This window comes from Amycolatopsis sp. NPDC043889, assembly GCF_056435645.1.
On the sequence record NZ_JBWKEC010000006.1, the window covers coordinates 54,811 to 77,408 of the forward strand.

Annotated in this window: 24 protein-coding genes and 2 pseudogenes; 17 read left to right on the forward strand and 9 right to left on the reverse strand. The window is 68.1% G+C overall.

Going from position 1 to position 22,598, the window contains the following annotated elements:
• Positions 1–21 precede the first annotated feature (21 nt).
• From AC0685_RS14205 to AC0685_RS14230, 6 genes and pseudogenes are all read left to right on the forward strand, one after another.
• A complete protein-coding gene (locus tag AC0685_RS14205; RefSeq protein WP_478225898.1) occupies positions 22–1,281 on the forward strand; it encodes an MFS transporter in 1,260 nt (419 codons plus the stop codon).
• Positions 1,265–1,750, forward strand: a pseudogene (locus tag AC0685_RS14210) (carbamoyl phosphate synthase preATP-grasp domain-containing protein); the annotation flags it as partial. The gene AC0685_RS14205 and the pseudogene AC0685_RS14210, both read left to right, overlap by 17 nt.
• Positions 1,751–2,026: 276 nt before the next feature.
• A pseudogene (locus tag AC0685_RS14215) lies at positions 2,027–2,950 on the forward strand (ATP-binding protein); the annotation flags it as partial.
• A 277-nt stretch (positions 2,951–3,227) separates the two neighbouring features.
• A complete protein-coding gene (locus AC0685_RS14220; RefSeq protein ID WP_478225899.1) occupies positions 3,228–3,545 on the forward strand; it encodes a hypothetical protein in 318 nt (105 codons plus the stop codon).
• Positions 3,546–3,654: 109 nt separating this feature from the next.
• A complete protein-coding gene (locus tag AC0685_RS14225; RefSeq protein ID WP_478225900.1) occupies positions 3,655–4,071 on the forward strand; it encodes a hypothetical protein in 417 nt (138 codons plus the stop codon).
• Positions 4,072–4,409: 338 nt separating this feature from the next.
• A complete protein-coding gene (locus AC0685_RS14230; protein WP_478225901.1) occupies positions 4,410–4,757 on the forward strand; it encodes a hypothetical protein in 348 nt (115 codons plus the stop codon).
• Here the strand turns inward: AC0685_RS14230 and AC0685_RS14235 are convergent.
• Positions 4,709–5,476 carry a GntR family transcriptional regulator gene (locus AC0685_RS14235; RefSeq protein WP_478225902.1) on the reverse strand — a complete coding sequence of 256 codons (768 nt, stop codon included), beginning with the start codon at positions 5,474–5,476 and terminating at the stop codon, positions 4,709–4,711. The two genes, AC0685_RS14230 and AC0685_RS14235, sit on opposite strands and share 49 nt — an antisense overlap.
• 324 nt (positions 5,477–5,800) lie before the next feature.
• On the opposite strand from AC0685_RS14235, the gene AC0685_RS14240 reads away from it, so the two are divergent.
• The gene (locus tag AC0685_RS14240; protein WP_478225903.1) at positions 5,801–6,517 is read left to right on the forward strand and encodes a sigma-70 family RNA polymerase sigma factor; all 717 of its coding nucleotides are present in this window, start codon (positions 5,801–5,803) and stop codon (positions 6,515–6,517) included.
• Positions 6,518–7,191: 674 nt separating this feature from the next.
• Here AC0685_RS14240 and AC0685_RS14245 read toward each other — a convergent pair.
• From AC0685_RS14245 to AC0685_RS14265, 5 genes are all read right to left on the reverse strand, one after another.
• Positions 7,192–7,725 (reverse strand): hypothetical protein, encoded by a 534-nt coding sequence (locus AC0685_RS14245; RefSeq protein WP_478225904.1) that lies wholly within the window; start codon positions 7,723–7,725, stop codon positions 7,192–7,194.
• A gap of 75 nt (positions 7,726–7,800) precedes the next feature.
• Positions 7,801–8,781, reverse strand: coding sequence for an ABC transporter substrate-binding protein (locus tag AC0685_RS14250; protein WP_478225905.1), 981 nt, complete (start codon positions 8,779–8,781; stop codon positions 7,801–7,803).
• A gap of 2 nt (positions 8,782–8,783) precedes the next feature.
• Positions 8,784–9,071 (reverse strand): hypothetical protein, encoded by a 288-nt coding sequence (locus AC0685_RS14255; RefSeq protein ID WP_478225906.1) that lies wholly within the window; start codon positions 9,069–9,071, stop codon positions 8,784–8,786.
• 412 nt (positions 9,072–9,483) lie between these two features.
• Positions 9,484–9,798, reverse strand: a complete 315-nt coding sequence (locus tag AC0685_RS14260; RefSeq protein ID WP_478225907.1) for a helix-turn-helix domain-containing protein — start codon at positions 9,796–9,798, stop codon at positions 9,484–9,486.
• A gap of 68 nt (positions 9,799–9,866) precedes the next feature.
• Positions 9,867–10,352: a hypothetical protein gene (locus AC0685_RS14265; RefSeq protein ID WP_478225908.1), complete on the reverse strand. Its 486-nt coding sequence runs from the start codon at positions 10,350–10,352 to the stop codon at positions 9,867–9,869.
• A gap of 1,076 nt (positions 10,353–11,428) precedes the next feature.
• On the opposite strand from AC0685_RS14265, the gene AC0685_RS14270 reads away from it, so the two are divergent.
• The gene (locus AC0685_RS14270; RefSeq protein WP_478225909.1) at positions 11,429–11,566 is read left to right on the forward strand and encodes a hypothetical protein; all 138 of its coding nucleotides are present in this window, start codon (positions 11,429–11,431) and stop codon (positions 11,564–11,566) included.
• Positions 11,567–11,614: 48 nt separating this feature from the next.
• On the opposite strand, the gene AC0685_RS14275 is transcribed toward AC0685_RS14270, so the two are convergent.
• A complete protein-coding gene (locus tag AC0685_RS14275) occupies positions 11,615–12,082 on the reverse strand; it encodes a hypothetical protein (RefSeq protein WP_478225910.1) in 468 nt (155 codons plus the stop codon).
• A gap of 277 nt (positions 12,083–12,359) precedes the next feature.
• Here AC0685_RS14275 and AC0685_RS14280 point away from each other — a divergent pair, with 277 nt between their 5' ends.
• The 4 genes from AC0685_RS14280 to AC0685_RS14295 all read left to right on the forward strand — a co-directional run bounded on the left by AC0685_RS14280 (position 12,360) and on the right by AC0685_RS14295 (position 16,356).
• A complete protein-coding gene (locus tag AC0685_RS14280; RefSeq protein WP_478225911.1) occupies positions 12,360–13,622 on the forward strand; it encodes a hypothetical protein in 1,263 nt (420 codons plus the stop codon).
• Positions 13,615–14,493 (forward strand): phosphotransferase enzyme family protein, encoded by an 879-nt coding sequence (locus AC0685_RS14285; RefSeq protein WP_478225912.1) that lies wholly within the window; start codon positions 13,615–13,617, stop codon positions 14,491–14,493. Before AC0685_RS14280 ends, AC0685_RS14285 begins: the two co-directional genes overlap by 8 nt.
• 12 nt (positions 14,494–14,505) lie before the next feature.
• Complete coding sequence (locus AC0685_RS14290; protein WP_478225913.1) at positions 14,506–15,318, forward strand: hypothetical protein; 813 nt, start codon at positions 14,506–14,508, stop codon at positions 15,316–15,318.
• A gap of 234 nt (positions 15,319–15,552) precedes the next feature.
• Positions 15,553–16,356 (forward strand): hypothetical protein, encoded by an 804-nt coding sequence (locus AC0685_RS14295; protein WP_478225914.1) that lies wholly within the window; start codon positions 15,553–15,555, stop codon positions 16,354–16,356.
• A 34-nt stretch (positions 16,357–16,390) separates the two neighbouring features.
• On the opposite strand, the gene AC0685_RS14300 is transcribed toward AC0685_RS14295, so the two are convergent.
• The gene (locus AC0685_RS14300) at positions 16,391–17,065 is read right to left on the reverse strand and encodes a 3'-5' exonuclease (protein ID WP_478225915.1); all 675 of its coding nucleotides are present in this window, start codon (positions 17,063–17,065) and stop codon (positions 16,391–16,393) included.
• 147 nt (positions 17,066–17,212) lie between these two features.
• Between AC0685_RS14300 and AC0685_RS14305 the strand changes: the two genes are divergently transcribed.
• Positions 17,213–17,497: a transposase gene (locus AC0685_RS14305; protein ID WP_478225916.1), complete on the forward strand. Its 285-nt coding sequence runs from the start codon at positions 17,213–17,215 to the stop codon at positions 17,495–17,497.
• 712 nt (positions 17,498–18,209) lie between these two features.
• Here the strand turns inward: AC0685_RS14305 and AC0685_RS14310 are convergent.
• Positions 18,210–19,079, reverse strand: a complete 870-nt coding sequence (locus AC0685_RS14310) for a hypothetical protein (RefSeq protein ID WP_478225917.1) — start codon at positions 19,077–19,079, stop codon at positions 18,210–18,212.
• A gap of 447 nt (positions 19,080–19,526) precedes the next feature.
• Here AC0685_RS14310 and AC0685_RS14315 point away from each other — a divergent pair, with 447 nt between their 5' ends.
• From AC0685_RS14315 to AC0685_RS14330, 4 genes are all read left to right on the forward strand, one after another.
• Positions 19,527–20,450 (forward strand): hypothetical protein, encoded by a 924-nt coding sequence (locus AC0685_RS14315; protein WP_478225918.1) that lies wholly within the window; start codon positions 19,527–19,529, stop codon positions 20,448–20,450.
• Positions 20,443–21,327: a DNA methyltransferase gene (locus AC0685_RS14320; protein WP_478225919.1), complete on the forward strand. Its 885-nt coding sequence runs from the start codon at positions 20,443–20,445 to the stop codon at positions 21,325–21,327. The genes AC0685_RS14315 and AC0685_RS14320 overlap by 8 nt, the downstream gene beginning before the upstream one ends.
• A gap of 227 nt (positions 21,328–21,554) precedes the next feature.
• A complete protein-coding gene (locus tag AC0685_RS14325; RefSeq protein WP_478225921.1) occupies positions 21,555–22,010 on the forward strand; it encodes an XF1762 family protein in 456 nt (151 codons plus the stop codon).
• 236 nt (positions 22,011–22,246) lie between these two features.
• Positions 22,247–22,558 (forward strand): helix-turn-helix domain-containing protein, encoded by a 312-nt coding sequence (locus tag AC0685_RS14330; RefSeq protein WP_478225922.1) that lies wholly within the window; start codon positions 22,247–22,249, stop codon positions 22,556–22,558.
• The last annotated feature ends 40 nt before the right edge of the window (positions 22,559–22,598 follow it).

Consider the following 22,598-nt stretch of genomic DNA (forward strand, 5'->3'; position numbering starts at 1 on the left):
GGATACTCGCAGGACGCCAGAGTGAGTATCTTCGCCCTGATCCTGGGATTGACCTGCGGCTACGACGCCACCGCGATGGCGGGAGCGCTGCTGCTGGTCACCGACCACTTCGACCTCACGACGACCCAGCAGGGTTCGCTGTACGCCGCCACGGCGGCGGGCTGGATCGCCGGCGCCGTTTTGGGCAGCAAGCTCGTCAACGTCCTCGGCCGCCGCAAGACCCTGCTCGGCTTGACACTCCTGTACCTCGTGGCCACCGGCATCGCCGTCACGGCGGCGAATCCACTGTGGCTGGGCGCGGGCCGGTTCGGGCAGGGCACCGCGATCGGCATCGCCATCGTGACGACCCCGATCTTCATCGCCGAATCGGCCACCACACGAGCTCGCGGGCGCATCGCGGTCCTCTACCAGGTGGCGACCTCCGTCGGGATCGCGATGGGCTACTTCGGCAGCTACTTCCTCGCGGACAGCGGGCAGTGGCGGCTGATGCTCGCCATTCCCGGCGTCCTCGCCCTCGCCACCGCGTTGTGGCTGCTGGGGCTGCCCGAGACCGAACGCTGGCAGCAGCTCCGGCGGGAGGGAGCCGCACGCCAGGTGGGCGTCGTGCGCGCGATCTTCGGTCCCCGCTACCGGAGACTCACGCTTTTCGTCGTCACACTGGGCTTTTTCGTCCAGGCCACCGGCATCAACGCGATGGTCTTCTTCAGCCCGCGGATCTTTCAGCACATCGGCTACACCGATGACTTCGGACTGCTCGTCCTGCCCGGTTTCGTCCAGCTCGCCGGTGCCGCTGCGGCGCTCGTCTGCGCGCTGACGATCGACCGGTTCGGCAGGCGGCCGGTGCTGCTCACCGGGACCACCCTGATGGGGCTGGGACACGCGCTGCTGGTGATCGGTTTCGCCACCGATTCTCCCGGTGTGGTCGGCTTTCTCGGTCTCATCGCGTTCATCGTCGGCTTCAACTCAGGCTTCGGGGCGCTGGTGTGGGTCTTCGCCGCCGAAGGCTTCCCGGATCACCTTCGAGGCGCCGGGGCGTCGGTGATGCTGCTGACGAATCTCACGACGAACCTGTTCGTGGCCCAGTTCTTCCTCGACGTGCTCAACGCCATCGGCGGCCTGCTGACCTTCCTCGTCCTCTTCGCCATCACGGCTCTGGCCTGGATCTTCGTGTTCTTTCTCGCTCCGGAGACGAAGGGCCGGTCGCTCGACGAGGTCCAGTCCTATTGGGAAGCGGGCAGGCGCTGGCCCGCCCCCGACGACACCCATGCCGCGGCGTCCTGAACCGCGGTCGGTGCTGGTGATCGGCTCCGGTCCGATCGTGCTCCGGCATACCGCCGCGGCGTGCCGGGTGCTCAAGGCGGAGGGCCTGCGGGTCACGATGGTCGACAGCAACCTGGCGACGATGACGACCGACCCGGAGTTCGCCGATTCCACCTACCTGGAGCCGATCGACCCCGGCACGGTCGAGCAGGTCATCGCCAGGGAACGGCCGGACGCCCTGCTCCCCACCCTCGGCGGGCAGGCCGCGCTCGACACCACGGTCGCCCTGTACGAGTCCGGCGTGCTGACCCGGTACGGCGTCGAGCTGATCGGCACCGGCATCGACGCGATCCTGGCAGGCGAGAACCCCGAGGAGCTCGCCCGGATCGCCGGGCGGGCGGGGGCCGAGATGGTGCCGGAAGCGTCCGTGCCCGGCTGGGAGAAGTTCGAGCTCGAGGTGGTCCGTGACCACGAAGACACGGCGGCCGTCGCCTGCTCGACGGAAGGATCCGGCTCGCTGACCGACCGGGTGTACCGGCGGATGTGCGACTTCGCCGTCGCGGTGACCCGGGCGGTCGGTGCCGGGCCCGGTGGCTGCACCGTCCGGTTCGCGGTCGACCCGCCCGGCGGCCGTGTGGTCGTGACCGGGTTCGACTCCCGGGTGGCCGGGTCCAGTGCGCTCGCCGTCAAACTGGCCGTCGGTCACACCCTGGGCGACCTCGGTTTCGTGACAGCGCCGCGGCCGCCGGGCGCAGGCTCGACCGGCGACGCGCTCGAGATCGACGTCGACGCCCTCTACGACGGCCAGGAGTTGTATCTGGGCGGGGTGATGGAGCGCTTCGAAGCCCCCGGCGACCCGGCCTGCGTGCTGCCGCCGATCACCCTCGGCCGCGCCGATCTCGCCAGGATCCGCGAGGCCACCCGAGTCCTGGGCGAAAGCACGGGGCTGCGTGGGCCGCTGAACGTCCGGTACGCGCTCACGCCGGGTGCTTTGTCCGTCCTGGAGGCGAATCCGCGGGAAGACCGCACCATCCCGTTCGTGTCGAAGGCCACCGGCGTGCCGCTGGCCAGGGCCGCCGCACGGGTGATGCTCGGCGCGCGCATCGCCGACCTGCGCGCCGAGGGCATCTTGCCGCTCATCGGAGACGGCGGCACCCTCCCGCCGGACGCCGCCGTCGCGGTCAAACAGGGCGAGGTGATGGGGATCGACTCGAATTTCGGCACCGCCTACGCCAAGGCGCAGGCCGCCGCGTCCGGTCCGTTGCCCACCAAGGGCCGGATCTACGCCGCGTTCGCCGCCCGCGACAACCGGTCGATGATCTTCCCGGTGAAAGCACTGGCGGACAACGGTTTCGAAATCCTGGCCGCCGAAGGAACCGGCACCATCCTCCAGTACCTGGGGGTACCGGTCACGATCGCCCGCGAACACTCCCTTGTGGACCTTGTTGTGGCAGGCGAGATCGTTTTGGTCGTCGACACCCTGCCTGGGACACAACAAGACGAAATCCGCTCCGCAGCGGCGGCCCGCGGAATCCCGTACCTCACGACGGTCCAGGGACTGGCCGCCGCGGTACAAGGCATCGAGGCCGTCACCCGCGGCCACTCGAGCGTCATCTCGCTTCAGGAGCACATCGCCGATCTGTGGCCGGCCCATTCCTGGCAGGATTCCCCACGGGGGAAACCAGTCTGACCGACCAGGAGAAGATGTGACACACCGCCGAGACGGTCGCACGTCGACGAGATCTGCGAGCTCGTCGGCTGGCGGGCCGGAGACTTCCGGCCGGAGCTGGACTGGACCACCGTCGAACGCGAACTGGGAACACCGCTGCCCAGTGACTACAAGGAGTTGCTCACGCGGTTCCCTTCCGGCGGTTTTCGTGACGTCATCGAGATTTCGAATCCCGGCCAAAGCGCCGAGGAATGCGCGAACGTCAAGAGGAACAACCACCAGATGCTGGGGTTCTTCCGTGACGAAGACCTCGGCTACCTGCGCGGTGTCCCTTACCGGTTGTTCCCGGAACCCCGGTGGCCTCTACCCCTGGGGGAACGACGGTGCGGGCGGAACGTTCTGGTGGATCACCGGGCAGGCGGATCCGGACGAGTGGCCGGTCGTCTACCACGATCGGGATGCCTGGCACGAGGAGCATCCCGGGCCGATGACGAGCGTCATCCGGGACGTGCTGGTGAGTATCGGGGAGGACAACATCTTCGGCTGGAGCATCGCGGAAAAACCGGTGGAGTTCGGCGGCTTCTGGGGAAACCGGTTCGTCGCCCGCCCTGGCTGAGGCCCGCTTCCGGAACCGACAAGGGTTTCCGAACGTCGAACCACCGACAGGCCGACAGCCCGCTCGGCCCGTCGGATCCGGCGCCTCGCGCCGCAAGAGAGGGAAGGACGTGTCGATGCGCGAAAGCATCAGCAAGATCGGCCTGGCCAAAGGAACGATGGTCATGATCGGAGCGTTCACCGCCGCGAGCCTTGCGCTGCCCGCCACCGCGAACGCCGCACCCGCCGCCGGGTGCTCGGCCTTCATGAACTCCGCGGTCAACGGCGGTTACAAAGCCACCCTCAACTGCAAGGGCATCGGGCTTTCCTTCATCGACGGGCTCGGCACCACCCTCACCGATGCCAGTACGGAAGCGCGTGCCCTGGCACAGATCGCGCTCGGCGGTGGCGACACCTGCAGCGCCTTCGTGTACGCAACGACTCCGGGTGGCTACAAAGTCACCCTCACCTGCGTCGACACCGGTCTGGTCTCCGGTGTGGGCACCACCTTGACCGACGCCTCACGGGCTGCCCGCGCGTCCATTTAAGAACGATCCGCCGTCGGCGACCGCCATCGAGATCCGGTGGTACCGCACCGGCCGGTGCATGCTTGACCGGTCCGGGGCGCACTACCTCGTCAACGGCGATGTGACCGGAACTGTCGTGCATGCCAAACGGCGGGTTCCGCATCGGCGAGCTGTGCGGGATGCACTTGGTCGATCTGCACTTGCGTGAGGGGGCGGCGTGCGGGGACTGCAGGTCGCCCCACGCGCACATCTGCCATCGGGAGACGAATCCGAACCGGGCGCGGGTCAAAACGAAGCAACTCTGGCTGATCGAGGACAGGATCGTGCGCGGAGGAGGTGTCCGTCGGGTTAGCCCGGCGATGATCCGCACCGACTTCGAGTACATGACCACCGAGTACCCGCGCGACGCCGAGCACGACATGCTCCTGGTCCAACTGCACGACGCTCGCCGCGGACAGCCGTGGGCGGCCGCGGCGGCCCACGGCGTGCTGCGCCGTGCCGGAGTGCGGCTGGACCTTGGCAGAATCCGGCCGCATTCCTGGCGGGCCCTTCTGTCGCCGTGCGGCAGCCATTGTCATCGCTCCCATCGTCGCGTGCCTGATTGGCAGGGCATGTATCGGCCCACGCACGTCGTCGTGTTCTTCTGGTCTGGACGAGTTCACCGGTCCGGTGTGTCCGTGCGCTCGAGCGCGTACCCGATCTCGTAAAGGTGGCCTGGCAACGCGGTCTCGTTGACCTCGCAGATCCGTCCGTCCGGGCTGCGGGCGATCCGCCGCAGTCGCAGCATCGGCGCACTGGGTGGGAGGGCCCACAGTTCGCGCTCGCGCGCGGACGGCGGGCGGGCGCCGACTCGCTCCTCCATGTCCAGCTCCGCCTGCAGGTGCTCCTCCATCCGGTCGAGGATCCCGCCCGGCCCGGTCTCGGCTTCGGCGATGACAGGGAGTTCGTCGACCAGCCACGGTGGCAGGTAGCTGAGGGAGACGTGGTGCACCTGGCGGGTGTCGGGGTCGCCCATCACGCGATCGCGGATGACCACCGGTTGACCCGGTGTGGTCCCCAGTAGCACGGCGAGATCGGCTGGGGGTGGCACTGTCCGGACCTGCGGCTCACGAACAGCGACCCAGGACTGTGCCGCCAGGTCGAAGAAGTATCCCCGCTCGTCGCGGAAGATTTTGCGCTCCCGCACGATCACCTCGCGCACGGGCGCGGCCGTCACCACCGTGCCGCCACCCACCCCGCGCCTCGTCTCGACCAGGCCCTCCGCGATCAACTCCCGCACCGCACGCTGGACTGTCTCTTTCGACGCGTCGAACTGGCGGGTGAGCTGGCTGAGCGGCGGAAGCATGTCACCCGGCTGGTACGTGCCGTCGACAATCGAGTCCCGCAGCTCCGCCGCGATCACCTCGTACGTCGGCTTCTTGACCATCACACCAGCCCCTCGACGCCGCCGAAACCAAAGTCCTAGGACTATTGCGCATCCAAGCTCGGCATGCAATTCTCAAAGTCCTAGGACTTTGAATCTGCGCTGGTATCCGGTCGGTACCTCGCACCACGTCGTGTACCACGTCCAGCGGGGGAGTCAGTCGTGTCCACCATCGTGTTGCCCAGCAAGCGGCCGGCCACTGCCCTCCGCGTTCAGCGAACCGCCGGTCGGCGGACGACCCCTCAGAATCGCCACCAGGCCGCGGCACCAGTCGTCACGCCCGATGTTCCCGCCGGACAGCGGAGTGACGCAGACCTGCTGCGGATCGTGCGTCAGGGAGAGCCCGCCACGAGCGCGGCCGCCTTCGGCGCGCTGTACCTGCGGCATCGCGCCTCGGCGTACCACCTGGCCGGGCAGCTGGCCTGTCCGGACCACGAGGCCCACGACCTGGTCTCCGAGGCATTCCTTCGAGTGCTGGACATCCTGCAGGGCGGGGACCGTGGTCCGGAGGACGCGAGGTTCCGCGCGTACCTGCTCACGACCCTGCGGCACGTCGCCTACGACAGGACACGCCGGGAACGCAGGATCGCCTTCACCGCGGACGTCGAGGCCGCCGCGATCGACACGGGAAACCCGGGCGCGATCACCGAGCCGTTCCGGGACACCGTGCTCGCTGGCCTGGACCGCCTGCTCGCCGTGCGTGCCTTCACCCGGCTCACCGAGCGGCATCAGGAAGTGCTGTGGCATCTTGAAGTCGAGGAACTGACTCCCCTTCAGGTCGCTCCGATGATGGGGCTGACCCCGAACGGGGTATCCGCCCTGGCTTACCGGGCTCGTGAACGCCTGAGGCAGGAATACCTTCAGGCGCACGTGCCCGAGCCGGACGAAAGCTCGCGGGGCTGTGTGGAGACGGCGGCAAAGCTGGGCGCGTGGGTTCGGGGCGGGCTGCGGCATCGGGACAGCACGCGGGTCGGTCATCACGTGAGGGAGTGCGTGGCCTGCGGCGCCGTTGTCGCCGAGCTGCGCCAGGAAATTCCAGCCTGAGCCAGAGATTCCCGCCTGAGCCAGGCTGAACCACGGTGCCCTCGGCGTCTTGCCAGTGTGGGGAGGGTGTTTGGCATGGTGAGCGGCAGTTCAGCGTCGGCGCTGTATCGCTCGCGCCGGGCGGGGACGAGGGCGTAGCCGGGCACGCAGCTGACTCGGGTGGCCAGGTGATGGTCCTGTTCGCTAAGGGTGTGGGTTTGGGGCGGGCACACCCGGCTGGCGGTGAACGGCGTCGTCCAGGCCGGGCGCCGCACAGCGGATCGGCAGGTATCGGGCTGCAAGGGCGAGTGCGACGGCTATCGATAACCCGCTTCGGAGGCGATCGCGAGCAGGAACCACCCCAGCTCGCGTGGCCGTGGCACTGCGTGAACGACTTGGAAAGCATCAGCTTGACGGTCGGGAGGCCGCCGGATCAGGCGGACTTCCCGTGGCGTGCGAAGACGTCGGCGAAGAATTGCTCTGCTCCCAACGCTCGCACGAACTTGTACATCAGCCTGCTCACCACAGGCCCTGGGGCTTCCTGCAGCTCACCTGTCCCGGCTGACGTTCCTTGCACGTATCGGCTTGCGCTGTATCGCAGAAGCTGGTCGGGCTCACCCAGAGACGGTGTGCTGCTGTGGACTAGCCCGTTGAGGTTGGTCAATCCGTCGACGTGACGATCCCGCTGGGCAGCCTCATGGTTGCTGCTCACTGTCGAGAGTGGTGTGCCCCGGTAGGAGCGGTCCTTCGATGAGGCGTGTGGGTCTGAAGTTGACCCAGACCACCTTGTCGGTCACCGTCCCCAGTCGCGTGCGGGCGGTGACGAGCACCAGACTTCCCGGGGCGCCGCCGACGAAACAGCGCACGGCTGGTGCGCCGTGCGCGTTGTGCAGCCGCAGCAGGACTTTCCGATGCTGCACGATCCTGCGGTACCAGGCGATGCGCATCAGCAGCGTTCGTGGACGGAAGCGCCAGGGGTTGACCGCGGCCAGCAGGTTGGCCGCGACCGCCCACGGGACCACCAGGGTCCGCCGGTAGGCGTAGGTGTAGAGGTCGACGCGCAAGTGGGTATCCCACAGGCCACCGTTCTCGGCCACCCAGTTGTCCACGAGCGGTATCGCGACGTCCGCGGGTCCCTGGACCACCACGAAGTCGGCTCCTGTGTGCAGGGCTTCGAGAACCCCGCCCTCAAGCATCTGAACCTTGATGTCGTGTGGCAGCTCCACCATCTTTTCCCTTTCCGAGCGTCCTGAATGGACAACAGCTGTGTGGGTCCGTTCGCCGGACGGGAAAGGATTTGTGCGTCACGGGTCAGGGGGCACGACCAGGGGTGCTATGCGGTACGGCTCGGCGAGGATCCCGTAGCGGTGCATGAGGTTCGGGATGCGCTGGAGCTGAGAGACCGAGGGCCCGTGGGTCAGGTAGATGGGGATGCCCATGCGGGCGGCGGTGTCCGGGGCGATGCGGAGGTGGCGCACGGCGAGGCCGCTGAGGGCGGCCCGGTCAGTCCGGAGGTCTCGGGCGGCTTTGTGCAGGGCTCGCCGGTAGGCCGGGATGGCGTCGGGATGCTGCTCGGTCCAGGCGGTGGTGGCGACGTAGGTGGAGGTGGGGTGGATGAGGCTGGTGTCGCTGAGGTAGGCAAGGGCGGTGAAGCCGTGTGCGTGGATGGCGTCGGTGAGCCACGGTTCCCGCAAGACCGCGGCGTCGACGTCCCTGTTCGCGAGCCGGGTCGCTGCGCGCTCGGACATGTCCATGGGCACCCACTGGACCCGGTCGCTGGCGACAGCGTCGGAGTCGTTGTCCAGGCGGACCTGGGCGAGTAGGCGGTCCTGGGAGCCTGTGGAGGGTGCGCTGATGGTGCGGCCGGTGAGGGCGGCGAGATCGGGAACCGAGCTGTCACCACGGATGACGATTGCCGCGGTCCGCTCGCCGAGCCATCCGGCCTCGGCGAGGATCTTCACGTCGAGGCCGCGGTAGGCCGCCTCGACCACGACGGTGCCGTCGCTGAAGGCGATGTCGGCGCCGCCGTCGACGAGCGTGTGCAGCCCGGTGTAGGGGTCGGTCGCCGGGATCGTGGTGACGGCGAGACCTTCGGCGGCGAAATAGCCGCGCTCGATCCCGTGCCGCAAGGGCAGCGTGTCGAGATCCGGACCGGCGACGACGCGGACCGCCAGCGGGTGCTCGGGAGAGAACGCCGGCCCGCAACCGGCTGTGGCAAGCAGCGTCGTCACGATGGCCAGAACGACGCGCACGACGGCAGCGATCCGGCCGGAGAAATTGACCATGATCAGCGGTCCTTCCGGGTTCGGGGGTCAGCGGCGGGGTTCGGTGTGGACGGCGTGCTGCCCCGGTAGACCGCCCTGAATGGGTGACCGGAGGGACCGTCCGGGCCGGTGTCCAGCGACCGCGGCTCCAGTGGGGGCAGCGGGCCGTAGATCCGGGTGAACTCGCGTGTGGAGCGGCGCTCGGCGTCAGCGACGTACCAGGCGAGAAGCCCGCCGAGGACCACGACAGCGGCGACGCAGGCGGCCAGGGAAATCGCGGCCACCGCGATGATCGCGTCAACAAGGGGCATGGGAGCTACCCGCCGCCCGGTTCCGCCCGCGACAGTGACTCGCCGTTCGCGAGCTGCCGACTGCGAACCTGCTCCGACACGTCGACCCGGGCACGGGTGCTCCACTGGTAACCACATCCGGAGATTGGCGCGCCGACGACAGGATTCGCGAAGCCAGCCGGTCGGAGCGCCGCGACGACGGGGCCCCGCGCGACGCATCGCCTGAGAGGCCGCGACGACCGTGCGCGGAAGGCGGCAGTGCCGTGCATTCGGTCTCCTGTCGGTGCTGTGCGTCATGGGAGGGTTCGGCTGGGGCGGACCTGGCCGAAGTGCCGCGAGTTCGCGCGGAGCGTGTGGCTAGCACCGTCGAATCCAGTCAGGTGCGGCGTGTCACGGCCCTCGTACATGACCGGACTCCGCCGTGTTCTGCGGACTAATCGCTGGCGCGATCCACGGAAGGCCGACGCTTGTTCTCGATGTAGCGGACCGCCCATTCAAACAACTGCTCTCGCGGCATTTCCAGAGCGTCGGCAAGCCGGATGATGACGGAAATGTTGCTGATACCGTTAATACCCTTTTCGATTTTGGAGAGGGTCGCGTCTTTCATGCCCGCGCGTCGCTGTACCTCTCTCTGTGAGAGGCGACGTGCACGTCGAACCAGAGTCACAAGCTCACCAAGCGGCACAGACACCTCGGTCTCGAGGTCCGCAAAAGTCACCCTCCGCGGTGTTGCGAAATCCTCTGTCATGGCAACTTCACCAAGCCTTCCGTGTTTCATCTTGTGGTGGCGAGGGCCTGCGGCGCCGGACGGAACTGCTAGCTGCAGCCGACGGCGGCGAGTGCACGACGCGTCGCGCGGTCCCGCGGTACGACACCGCTGCCCCCGATCTCGGCGCGGCCCGGGGACGGCCACCTGTCGTCTGTTCTGGTGAACCGCAGCGTGCCGCTGCGGGAGCCGATAAGCGTCACGACGTCGGCGGTGATGCTGAGCCGGGCTCCCGCGTCGGTGAATTCAGTGCCAGTGAGGCACTTGCCGCGGTAGTCCCGGACCCCGGCCCACGTGTCCGGTGGGAAACCGGTGTCCTCGGGCAGGCCTGCGGTGACCAGGCCCAGGGTCACGAACACCAGGATGGTGGCCGTCCACGCGCGCGGTACGGCGTGTCGGACTGCACTCAGGCTCTCCAGCGCCCACCCGACGGCGGCTCCGGCGACGCCCATCACCAGGACCGTGGCAAGCCACCAGGGCATGGGCAGGTAGAACGTGCCGCTCCAGGTCGCCAGCCCGCCGCCGGCTGCGAGCATGACTCCCCAACACGCCGAGGCGACCGCGCGCAGTGCTGCGACGTCGTCGTTGTCCCGGTGAACAGTGGCGGGGCTGCGAGGGGCCAACACGTCGTGATCCGCGAGGTGGTCAGCTCGGCGAATCCGGTGCGCGGAGCGACGGAACAGCGGCTGACGCACGTCAGCGCCGGGAGGCCGTACGGGACGCTTCTTGTGTTGCGGCGCCCCTGGCTCTCTGGGTTCGGCAGGGTCTGGTTAGGGGCTGGTCGGTGGCGGGTGTTTGGCGCCGTTCGTTGGCAGTTGCCTCAGGTTTTTCAGAACGCGTGCCATGACGGCCTGGTCCGGTATGGGGAGAGGAAGGCGGGCGTGCTGTGCTTCGGCGAAGGACAGCACGCGCCGTGCGAGCGGCAGCGGTGGTGTGCGGTAGGGTCGCAGGTCCGCGGCGAGCAGTGCTGCCGCGGGCAGTCTGTGCCGGGGAACAGTGGGGGCCACCATCACGACGCGCTCTCGGTCGAAGTCCAGGGATCCGGCCAGCGGCAGGTAGGCGGTGGGCGGGTCAGGGCGGCGGGCACGGGCGGCGACGGTGGTTTCGCCTTTCCCGCAGTGACAGCGGCAGACGCAGTGTCGTCGGGTCAGGCGCACGGTCCAGGCGGTGACGTCACGTTCCGGTTCGGTGGCTGCCGGCCCCCAGGTGTGCTGGTCGCGGTCGCAGTCGCCGCAGTGGGCGGGATGCGGGTGCATGGCACGGTGGCCTAGCGGCCGAGCCGGAGGAGACGGTGCGGGACGTCAGGTTCGATGACCGGGCGGTGGGCCAGAGGGTCCAGGTCCCGGTCCGTGAGGGGCGCGGTCCGGGACAGCTGTGTCGTGATCATCGGGGACTGTCCTGGCCGGATGCGGCGTGGCGGGCCTCGAGGACCTGCGAGCGCCACATGACGAACCCGTGGTCACATTGGTAGCCGGCCCGTTCCCAGGTCCAGGTGTCGCAGCAATGACCTCCGACAGCGAAGGACACACCGCGCTCGACGACGAGCATGGTGTTGGCGGGTGGGCCAGCGGTCTGGTGTGACACTGGGATCAGCTCCTCAAAAGTCGTGGACATGCGTGGGAGTGGGTGCTCCGCGCCGGGGCGGGAACGCGCCGGACAGCGGCGGCCGCCTGCGCTGCCCGGCGTCGGGGGCCGTCCGGGCAGCGAGCTGGTCACGGCGCGCGCGGCGCGGAGCACCTGGTCGTGGTGACTGCTGGGGTCGAGAGGTCGCCCGCGGTGCCGTGGGCGAGCAGGGATCTCACCCGGTGGTTTCCGGCGGTGAGCAGAGGGATGGTTGTGCTGTGGTGGCGGGAGCGGCCGGTCGTTCGTCGGAGGCGAGGGGAAGGGTGTCGAGGACGCGGTCGACGGCGCTTCGCGAGCCGGGGGAGCTGTCGCGCAGATGACGCCACCGAACCCCGCGGACGTCCGGGGCCCGCATGCGCAGGTCGGTGCGGGTGGAGACGGTGGCCATCACCAGCGTCCCGGCCTGCACCACGCCGTGCGCGGTCTGGCTGGTGGCGCCGAGGTGATGCACCGGGGTCCGGGGGAAACCCCAATCCGACAGAAGCCACGTGGCGGCGTGCTCGATCGAACCTTGCGGTACGTGGGGGACCGAGGGCAATTGCCATTCCGGTTCCTGGAAAGGCGGTGTAAGAGTGCATTGCAGGACGTCGTCCTGGTGAATGATGGCCACGATGAGGCAGGTGTCACTGCTGTCGGAGGTCACGGTGTTCCTCGTGTCGTCGTCTATTTCCGGATCCGTCGCCGGAGGCGGCCGGGATCCGTTGGTGCTGTGCGGATAAGCGGTGGGTAACGGGGTGTCGATGCCGTGCCTCGAGCGTGCCTCGCCCGCGTCTTCCTCGGAACCCCTTGGTGTTGCAGCCAGTTGCAGCACGCTGCAATTCGCGTTGCAGCGCTATTGCAGTTCACGGTTCCGGACGGCACAGTGGAGCGGGATAGGGAGGGCGTAGATAATGGATTTCCGGTGGACGGCGCAATCGGCGATGGCTCTGAAATCGGCGCTGAACCTGAACCTGGCTACTTTTGCCGAGCATCTCGGGCTGAGCCCCAGCACCGTCAACCATTGGAGCGCGCCCGGATCGTCGGTCACACCGGGCAGGGAAGCTCAGGAGTTGCTGACCGTGGCCTTGAACCAGGCCCCTGGGGAGGTGAGGAACCGGTTCTGGGCCACCGTGGGGGCCGGTACCGACGACCCGGCCGGCGACTCCGAGCGGCTCGACCTCGGCGGGCAGATCCGGGACGGCGCGAAGCTGTCGATGACGATGGCCGACGAGGCCGCCCAGCTGGCCTCCAGCGACGAACAGCTGCGCTACCTGCGCGACGAGCTGTGCAGGATCGCCGTCGCCTATGTCCACACGCCACTGTCCACCGTGGTCGACGACCTCTGTGACGCGCAGAAGACCCTGGCGGCCATCACCCAGACCTCGCACCGCCCGCGCAGCGCGCAGGAAGCAACTGTCCTGTCCGGAGTGCTGTGTCTGCTTCTCGCGCACGCCAGCCAGAACGCGGGCGACCCCAAAGCGGCGCTGCAGCAGCTGCGGTCGGCGAGCACCTTCGCGAACGTCGCGGGCAGCGACGCGCTGCGGGCCTGGACACTGGGCTCCGCGGCGCTGATGCTCGAGTGGTCCTCGCGACCCGGGGAAGCCGCCGCACGGGCCAGGGAAGGACTCCAGTACCCGGTCAGCGCGCAATCGCAGCAGCGGCTGCTGGCGATCGTCGCCAGGTCGGCCGCGCGAGCCGGGGACTCCCCGGCCGCGCGCGACGCGCTCGCCCGGCTCGGAGACCTGGACCCGGCACCCGCAACCCGTGACGAGGTCGTCGACTTCGGCGGGCTGCTCAGTTTCCCGGTGACGAAGCTGACCTACTACCAGGGCGGTGCCCTGACGCTGCTCGGCGACTACGACGGCGCCGAACGCCACTCCTTGACCGCGATCAACGGCTACGAGACCGGTCCCCTGGAAGACCGCTCCTACGGCGACGAGGCACTCGCCCGGCTGGACGTGACCCGCGCGCGGCTCGGCCAAGGCGACGTCACCGGCGCTCTCGCCGCCGCCGAGCCCGTCCTCACATTGGATGACCAGCTCCGGATCCGGCAGATCGACACCACCATCGGGCTGCTGCGCGCGGACGCGCTTACCCTCGCCGGACGTCGTCACGGCGACGCCGCCGAGCTCACCGACCGTCTCACCGGCTACCTGACCACGGCCCGGCAGGCGCCACGAGCGCTACCATCAGCTCGTGCCTGATCTCCCGGACACCGCCGCCCTGGTCCAAGCGTGCCGCGAAGCGGGCCTCGACCCCGGTGACGCGGTCCTGCTGCGGCGGCACGCCACCACCGTCTACCGCATCCCCGGCCCCGGCCAGGGCCTGATCGCCAAGATCGCCCCGCACACCGCCTGGGCCAGCGCGCAGCGCGCCATCAACCTCACACGCTGGCTCCGCGCCCACGACTTCCCCTGCACCGAACCAGCCGACGTCAGCCAGCCCATCGACGCAGGCGCCTTCGTCGTCACCTTCTGGAAGCACTACGACCAAACCCAGCGAGACCTGCCCAGCGCCGCGCACCTCGGAGCGCTGCTCCGGAAGCTGCACGCCCTGCCCACACCGCCCATCGACCTGCCCGCGGCCGCGCCGCTACGACACTTCGCGGACCTCGTGACCTCCTCGGCCGCCTTGTCCAGCGACGACAAAGCCTGGTTGGTGGCCGAACGCGACCGCCTGCTCGCCGAATACGCCGACCTCGACTTCCCCCTCGGCGTCGGGATGCTGCACGGAGACGCCTACCCCGGCAACACACTCTGGGACGGGAACACCGCACTACTCGGCGACTGGGACGAACCGGCCTTCGGCCCCCGCGAACTCGACCTCGCGCCGACCCTGCAGGGCGGGATCAGGTTCGGGCGCAGCACCGCCGAACTCGACGCCTTCATCACCGCCTACGGCTACGACCCCCGCGGCTGGCCCGGCATGGCCACCCTGACCGGCCTGCGTGACCTGCACACCCTCGGCTCTTTCATCCGCCGCGCCCAGCACGGCGACACCGACGCCGTCAACGAACTTGACGTTCGGATCGCGTCCCTGCGCCGGCGTGACAATTCCAGCTGGCGCGCCGCCTAGACCGGCGAACCGATGCCGGATCTCACTGTCACATCAGCTCAGCGCCCAGCCGCCGACACCAGCGACGACAGAATTTTCAGCACCCTCAGCGCGGTCATCGTTCTCGACGGCGCCAGTGCCTACGCACCCGTCCCGGTCAGCCCCTCCACCTACGCCGACAGCCTCGGCCGACACCTGCACGACCACCTCGACCACGACACCGGCATCGACCTGGCCGACGCCCTCGCCGACGCGATCACCGCGACCACCACCCAACTGGACCTGACCGCGGGAGCATCTCCATCTAGCACGGTGACCATCCTGCGCCGCCGTGACGAGCACGTCGACGTGCTCATGCTCGGCGACAACATCCTCGTCGCGCCCGGCCGCACGATCACCGATCCCCGGCTCGGCCACCTCGACATCCCCGAACGCCACCTGTACAAGCAGCGCCTCGCGACCGGAACGGGATTCGACGACACCCACCGCGGACTGCTGGTCACACTCCAACGCCGGCAAGCGGCACGCCGCAACCGGCCGGGCGGCTACTGGATCGCCGAAACCGACCCCGCCGCGGCCTACCACGCCATCCGCGCCACCATCCCCGTCCACCAGATCCCGTGGGCGATTGTGGCGACCGACGGCGCCTACACACCCATGGAACACCTAGGCATCACCGACTGGCCCACCATCAGCGCGATGACCACGGCAGACCTGCACGACATCGTGACCCGCTGCCACACCTGGGAACACGACGCCGATCCCGACGCGCGGACGCTGCCGCGCGCGAAACGCCACGACGACAAAACCCTTGCAGCAGTGCGGATCCAGCTGCAGGGATGCTGACGTTCGACGAGGAACGGACGGCGTGGTGCCTGCGACCCGACGGCAGCTGGCCACTGTTGTGAGACCGCGAGAAGTACACGGTTCACCGCTGCTGTCCTCGATCGCGGTAAGGAGAGGTGAGAGCAGATCCTGCTCGACGATGTGCTCGCCTCGCGTGTCTCCAGCCGACCTGTGCGGCTGTCGCGGGAGGTACTCGCGGCACGCTCTGCACGTGCTGACTGGAATCATGCGGGCATGTCCGAGTTTCCGACCGCGTTGACGAAGCTGTGGCCGCTGGCCCCGGCCGGTGTCACAGACTGGTTACTGACGGTGTGCGGCGACGGCCTGACCGGGTTCATGCCACCGGCGATGCCTGACGCGGCGTGGGTGCTCAACGCTATGTACGAGCACGAACGAGGGCCGATGGAGACGTCTCATCACGAGTACCACCAGGCGCGCCTCGCGGATGGAAGCGTCCAGCCCCACATCATCGACGGCGTCGACCTCGACGCCGTCAGCGTGACCACCGGAGGCGGGCTGGGCCGTGCCGAGCACCCCGGTTCCGGGTGGCGACGCTTGCGCTGGGCGGAGCTTGCCCGGCGCACCGACGACCCTGTGGTTCCCGACGGATTGCTGCCCTCGTACCGATGCTTTCCCTCAGTCAGGAAGGAGGGCAGTTGGCCGCTCGGTATCGTTCCGCCCACCGAGGGAAGCCTGGACCGCGAGACCTGGACGCGGCTGCTCGAGATCCTCACCGAACATAGTCCCGCAGGTCCGGTCACCCGCTGCCTGGCCTATTACAGCCCGCTGACGCTCGGGGCCAGGGACTTCGAGAATCTCCATGTGCGTGTGGGGAAGCTCGGCGACGCCGCGATCTTGTACGACGATCCTGAGACCGACTTCAGCCCGTCCAACCTGTGGGCTGAGGATCGCTCCTGGTGCCTGTGTACCGACTATGACCTGTGGGCCACCAAGGTCGTCGGCTCGGAGGCGCTGGTCGAAGCGTTGGTGAGCGACTCCGAGATCGAAGCGATACGGCTACCCTGGACAACCACCTGAACGCCCGGAGGCGAAGCGCGCCGTACAACGTCGCTCACGAAAGTTGCGGCTTTCCAAGGGATGTCCGGAGAACCGGGGCAACATCACCCTCTCCGTCAAAACGGGGCAGGCCCACAGCCTGCTCAGTGAATGTGGCCGTGACCGGCCATGCCCCACGGCCCAAAAGATCGAGGACGATTGCGGCGATGTTCCACGCGTCGTCCTCGCCGCGGTGATGGCGTCCCTCCAGCGGCAGTCCGGCGATCTGCAGAGCGTGATCCATGCCGGGTTTCTTGCGCAGCCCGTAGGCCGCGGCGAACACGGCCTTGGCGTTGGTGTGGGTGCGCTCAGTCGGATAGCCGAACGGGTAGGCCACCCCGTCAGCTTGACTCTGCCGCGCGAATTGCCGACGGTCGTACTCGCCCCAACTCGCCCAGGGGCGCTCCCGAGCCTCGTACTCCTCGACGAGGATCCGGCATGCCTCGCCGAAGGAGACGCCCCGCTCCACCTCAGCTTGCGTCAGTCCGGTCAGTTCAGTGCAGAAGTCGCTCACCGTCGACCGGACAGGTCGGATCAAGACACGATGCCGGGACACACGGCGCCCTGCCGACACATCCACGACGGTGAGACCAATCTCGATGATCTCGTTCACAGAGCCGGGCGGCGGCTGCCCGTCCCAGCAGGTGGCTTCCACATCAATGACGTTCAGCAGGGCGGATTCATGGTGCATGGGGCCGACGGTAGGGATGCTCGGCCTGTCCTGGCACCTCAATTTCCGCGTGTCCGCGTTGTCGCCGCCAGCACCCACTTCTTCCAGGCGAACCTCACGCCTTGATCTGAGCTAGGTCTCACCTGCGTCAACAGGGAGGATGTTCTGGTGCCTGCACCACACCCGCCTGAGTTTCGTCAGCGTGCCGTCGAGTTGGCCCGTCTGGGTGACAAACCGGTCGCCGCGCTGGCGAATGATCTCGGGCTCAGCGAGTCCGGCCTGCGGAACTGGATGGCCCCGGCCGACGCCGATGAGAACGGCTCGGCAACGAGACTGATCAGCGGAGAGAAGAAAGAACTCGCCGAGCTGCGCCGGAAGAACCGGCAGCTGGAGAACGCGATCCTGACACGCGCGGCCGCGTACTTCGCGCGGGAGAACATCCTCCCAAAGTAACGTTCCCGCTGGTCCACGAACTCGCCGCGGACGGCATCGATATCGTGATGGCTTGCCGGGTGTTGCACGTGTCCCGTTCCGGCTATTACGAATGGCGGGACCGCCCAGCCTCGCCGCATCAGGAAGAGAACGCGTTGCTGCTGAAAACATTGAACAAATCCATGCCGACTCGAGGGGCACTTACGGCTCCCCGCGGGTGCACGCTTGGGATGCACGCCCTGGTCACGTTTGAGGCCATCCACACGCCCCCAGACGCGACTGCCTGACCCCACACCCGCCGTCTCCGGCGAACAGAGGAACCTCAGACACGGGGCAAGAAGGAAACCGAGGCGTCCTGAATGGCCATCAAGGTGCCGCGTCTGTCCGGTTGCAGGATCGAGGACGTCAGGGCACTGACCGCACTGTCCACGTCCCGCTACCTCGGACTCGCCAACCCACCTTGCCGGACGCCTCGCCGGCTAGACGACAATGTGGACATGGGGTATCGCCTGCAAGCAGTCATCGCGAGCGACAACGTCCTTCGAGACTTGGCCGACACCGTCGAGGATGCGCATATCGTGCCCCTCGGCCAGCACCTGGCGCTGTTGCCGATGACCGACGCGTACGTCGACGCGGTCACCGTCCCCGGGGCGCCGAAACTCGACGGATTCTGGAAAGTACCTCGTGGCTTCGGCAGTGCCTTGGCCGCGTGTTCCGCAAAGGGCCCCACGGCCTATGTCGAGGCCGAGTACTTCGGCGGCACCGGCACACAGGCCGCCCAGGTGTGGAACGACGGGGAGGTGGTCCTTGGACCTCTGCAGCTGGCAGTGAAGGAACCCATCCCCGCAAGTGGCAGCGTCTGTGCCGGGTCTTCGACCGGAACACCGCCGGCATCGGAGGCCAGCGCGGTCAGCGCCGCGTCCGCGACCGGGTCCTCGGAGTCGGGTTCCGTCACCTGATCGCGCAGCCACGAGACGAGTCGGTCCTCGGCCCGATCGCGGGCCTTGAACGCGGTCTTGAGCGCTGTCCCACGGCGCTGTGCCCACTCGGCCACCGACTCTTCGCCGAGCCGTGTCGCCGAGATCAACTCCGCTTCGGCGGGGGTGAGAATCTGTTCACCGACTGCCCGTGCGAGCACCAAGTCCGGGTGCCCGTAGGGCGGCCGCGGCGCGGTGGAGCGATAGCCCGAGCCTGCGGGCAGTGGAGCGTCGAGCGACTCTTCCAACGCCGCCTGCCCGGCGCGGCGGGCCGCGAAATGCAGCCGGACCGCGATGCCCGGATCGGTCAGGTCCACCGTCGCAAGTGCCTGGATGAACCCGGCGAGAACCGCCGCGTGCACGTCCGCGCGATCACCGCGATACCTTGCCGCCAGCCAGCGTGCGCTCGAGGCCAGTGACGGCAATGCCATCCCGACGCACGCCACCGTCCACGCGCCACCTCGGGCACGCGACTGCAGCACTAGATGCGCCCAGACGTCGTCGCGTGCGCGGGGCGGGCATTGCTTGCTCATCACCCGGTCCCGCAGTTCGTCCAACGGCACCGGCCGCCGCGGCAGCCCGGGGAACTTCGCGCCGTGTAGCGCCATCGGTTCCGGTCCGGTCACCAGCCAACCGAAGGCATCGCGTGCCGTGTCCAAGGGTAACCATTCTCTTGTCATCGCCTGCTCCTGTCCGGGTAGTGGAATTGCCCCATCAGGAGGCCGGAGCGGCGACAAGAAAAGAACAAGAAAAGCTACTAAAGAATCGCTTCTGAAAGGGTTCAGTGCGGTGATCTCAGTGCTGGCAGAGCATCACGTTTGCGATCCTTACGTGCTCGCTGAGCTGGGCTTTAAGTGCTTCTTAGTTTGATCGCAGTCGCGCTGCTGGTCGAGGAATTGAAACACTTCTGACGGCCGGAGCTGAGAAACCTGGGGGGATGGATTGGTCGATTGACCCAGTTGGAATGTTGTTGACGAGTTTTCGAAGAAGTGTCGATTTCGGTGTCGAAAAACGGGCTCGAAACCCGCCTCTTGGAGTGACCTGGCAGACCACGCCGCGAGGAAGGGCAACCCATGACATCGACACCTCACGATGAGCCGGGACGCCGCCGACACCGAACGACCCATCGGCGAACGCCGACACCGTCGCACCGCAGTAACCACCGGCGCAGGGTTCGCCTCCGGCCGCCCGCTGCCGGACGCGGTCGCGCGACGCGTCTGACCACTCTCTGGCCCTTCGCCGACGCCGAGCAACTGCCCGGAACCGCGCTGCTTGCCGGCTGGCTCGGACGCACGATCCTCACCCTCGTCAGGACCTACACCCGTCCCGGCGACCGCGTGCTCCTCCTGACTCCACCGACGGCGACGCGCACACTGCGGTCCGCCTCCGACCGGACCTGCGGCACCACCGCCTACGCCGGACTAGCCGAAGCGGTCTGGACCGTCACCCGGCTCGGTCGCGGCGTCGACACCGCGACCGCTGCGCCGGAATCGGGTCACCTCGGCGACGACACCGGCCCGGCCTCTTCCGACCGGACTGAGTCCGAGTCGGGACCCCGACTCAGTCGGCCCGATCTTGGCTCGGTCGCCGAGCCGGATACCGACTCACGGCGCAGGCGCCGTCGGGCCGTGCACCGACTGCGGGGCCAATTCGACCTCGTCATCACCGCCGTCGATCCGCTCACCGCCGACTGGCTCGGTCACACCGATTGGGATGCCCTCCTTGCTCCGCGAGGGCTCGCCGCCGTCATCACACACTGTGAAGACCGAGGCGGACGGCTGGTTGCTCCTCAGGCGCAGATCGTGGACACGATGGGTAGGCGCGGGTTGCGTTGTATGGACGCCATCGCCGTGCTTACCGCACCGGTTACTCCGGAAGCCGCAACTGTCGCCGGGCCGGTCCGCGGCGTGCTGCCGTCGCGCAGGGTCCACCACGATCTCGTGCTCTTTGGACGACTCCCGGACGCTGCCGACCGGACGGAGATCCCGAATGCCTGAACAGCCAGACAGCCCGGCTCTGGCTTCGGTCTGGCCGACCGGGACGGCCAGTGTCGCGACCCAACTGGACGAGGGTGGATACTGCGACGCCACCGGCACCGACACCGCGTTGATGGCCCCGGCTATCGCCCGGCACGCCATCGGAGTCTTCACCCCGCCCGGCGGGGTGGTGCTCGATCCGGACTGCGGAGCCGGAACGACCATCGTCGAAGCACTGCGCTGCGGGCGGCACGCGATCGGGCTCACCGGACAACGCCGATGGTGGCGCCTGGCCCGCGCGAACGTGACCGCCACGAAAGCGCGCGGCGTGTTCGTTGACGGGATGGTTCTCGTCCTCGACAGACGTCCCGGCACGGCTGTCGCCGCGGCAACGGCAGGGCTGACTGGCCGCATCGACCTCCTACTGACCACCCTGCGCCGTGGCCCGGTCGGTGATCTCACGGCGGCGCTCGACCGGCTGAACACACTGCTGACTCAGTACCGGCACCTGGTACGGCCAGGTGGGTATGTCGTTGTCACATGTCCAGCCGAGCGGCATCCGGCCGGGCGCGAATTGCTCGACGTTCCCAGCCAGATCATGGCCATTGGCGCCGCCGTCGGGTTCGCGCCGGTCGCGCGCAGCGTCGCCCTGACCGCCGACGTTTGCCGGCGTCGAGTCCGCGCGTACGTTACCTCTGCCGAACGGCGCGCCGTGGCCCACGCGGAACGCGCTCTCGGCCACCCCATCGCACTGTCCGCGCACCACACCGCACTCGTGTTTCGCGCCGATCCCGATGCCACAAGCCGTGCGACTGCGCTCCCAATTCCGCCGCTGCCGACCCGACGTGGGCTGCCGCGGCTGGGTGACACGGCACGCGTTCTATCGAACGCGGCGTAGGGGCCCAAGATGACCGGTGACTTGTCTGAGTTCGGCATCAGAACTCGGAGGGAGCGACCGTCCACTGGGGACACGGTCGGGATGTCCGGCCGACGCGAGGCCGGCCTCGGACTCGGCCGAAACGGCATCCGGGCCGTCCACTGTGAAGCAGTCGGCGGCATTGCGGCGATAGCCGGTCTGGTGTCGAGGCCGTGCATGTCTTGTCGTGGTGGAACGGAGGTGTCGAAGTGGTTTTGAGAATCGTCCCGGTCACCTTCCGCCAGGCGTGCGAGTTCATTGCCGCACATCACCGGCATCATCGGCCGCCGCGCGGGATGAAGTTCGCGGTGGGCGTCGCTCACGAGACGGAACTCGTCGGCGTGGCGATCGTCGGTCGACCGGTCGCTCGCCACCTCGATGACGGGGTGAGTGTCGAGGTCACGCGGACCTGCACGATCGGGACCCGGAACGCCAACTCCAAGCTCTATGGAGTCTCGTGGCGCGTCGCGCGGACCCTCGGGTTCCAGCGTCTGATCACCTACACACAGGAAGGGGAGAGTGGCGCGAGTCTGCGCGCGGCGGGCTTTCGTCCGGTTGCGGACCTTCGGCCGCGTCCGGGTTGGTCCACTGTGTCCCGCCCCCGTGAGACGCGCGGTGTCGATGGGATCCGGCGAACGCGGTGGGAGATCCGGGCGGAGCGATAGTTCACGCGATCGGGTAGGTCGTCCGGTCTGCTCAGGATTGCCTTGTGCGCCAGCTGTTTCAGCTGGTACAGCTGGCGATCGGCCGACGCTACCGCGTCTGATCAGTTGATCCGTTGTCACGAGCCCTCACGTCCGCGGGTGCCGGAACCGTCCGGTGTCGCAGACGTGACAGGGCTGAGTCGCGCTGTCCGCATCGCTGGAGGAGGTGAATTGTTGTGACGGACGACAGTCCGCGAGTGAGCACTTCCGCGCTGGACTCCGTCGATGGTGGTGCGGCGCTGGCGGCTTCGATCCGGGAGCTCGCCAGCGCGATCCGCGCGTTGGCGGCGCACGCGCCTCGCGATCCCGACGCGCTGCTGACAGCGGAAGACGTCGGAGCGTTGCTCGGCTTGTCGCCGAGGACGTTGAAGGACCGTGCTGCGGCTGGGGTGCTTCCGCATCGCCGGTTCGGCAAGCACTACCGGTTCAGCCGGGAGGACGTCGCGGAGATCGTGCAGTTGACGAAGAGCGAGGTGCGTCCGTATCGCGGTGGCATGCGTGTGGCGTGAGCGTCGGCCGATCACGTCCCGGAACAAGCCGGGGCCGTCA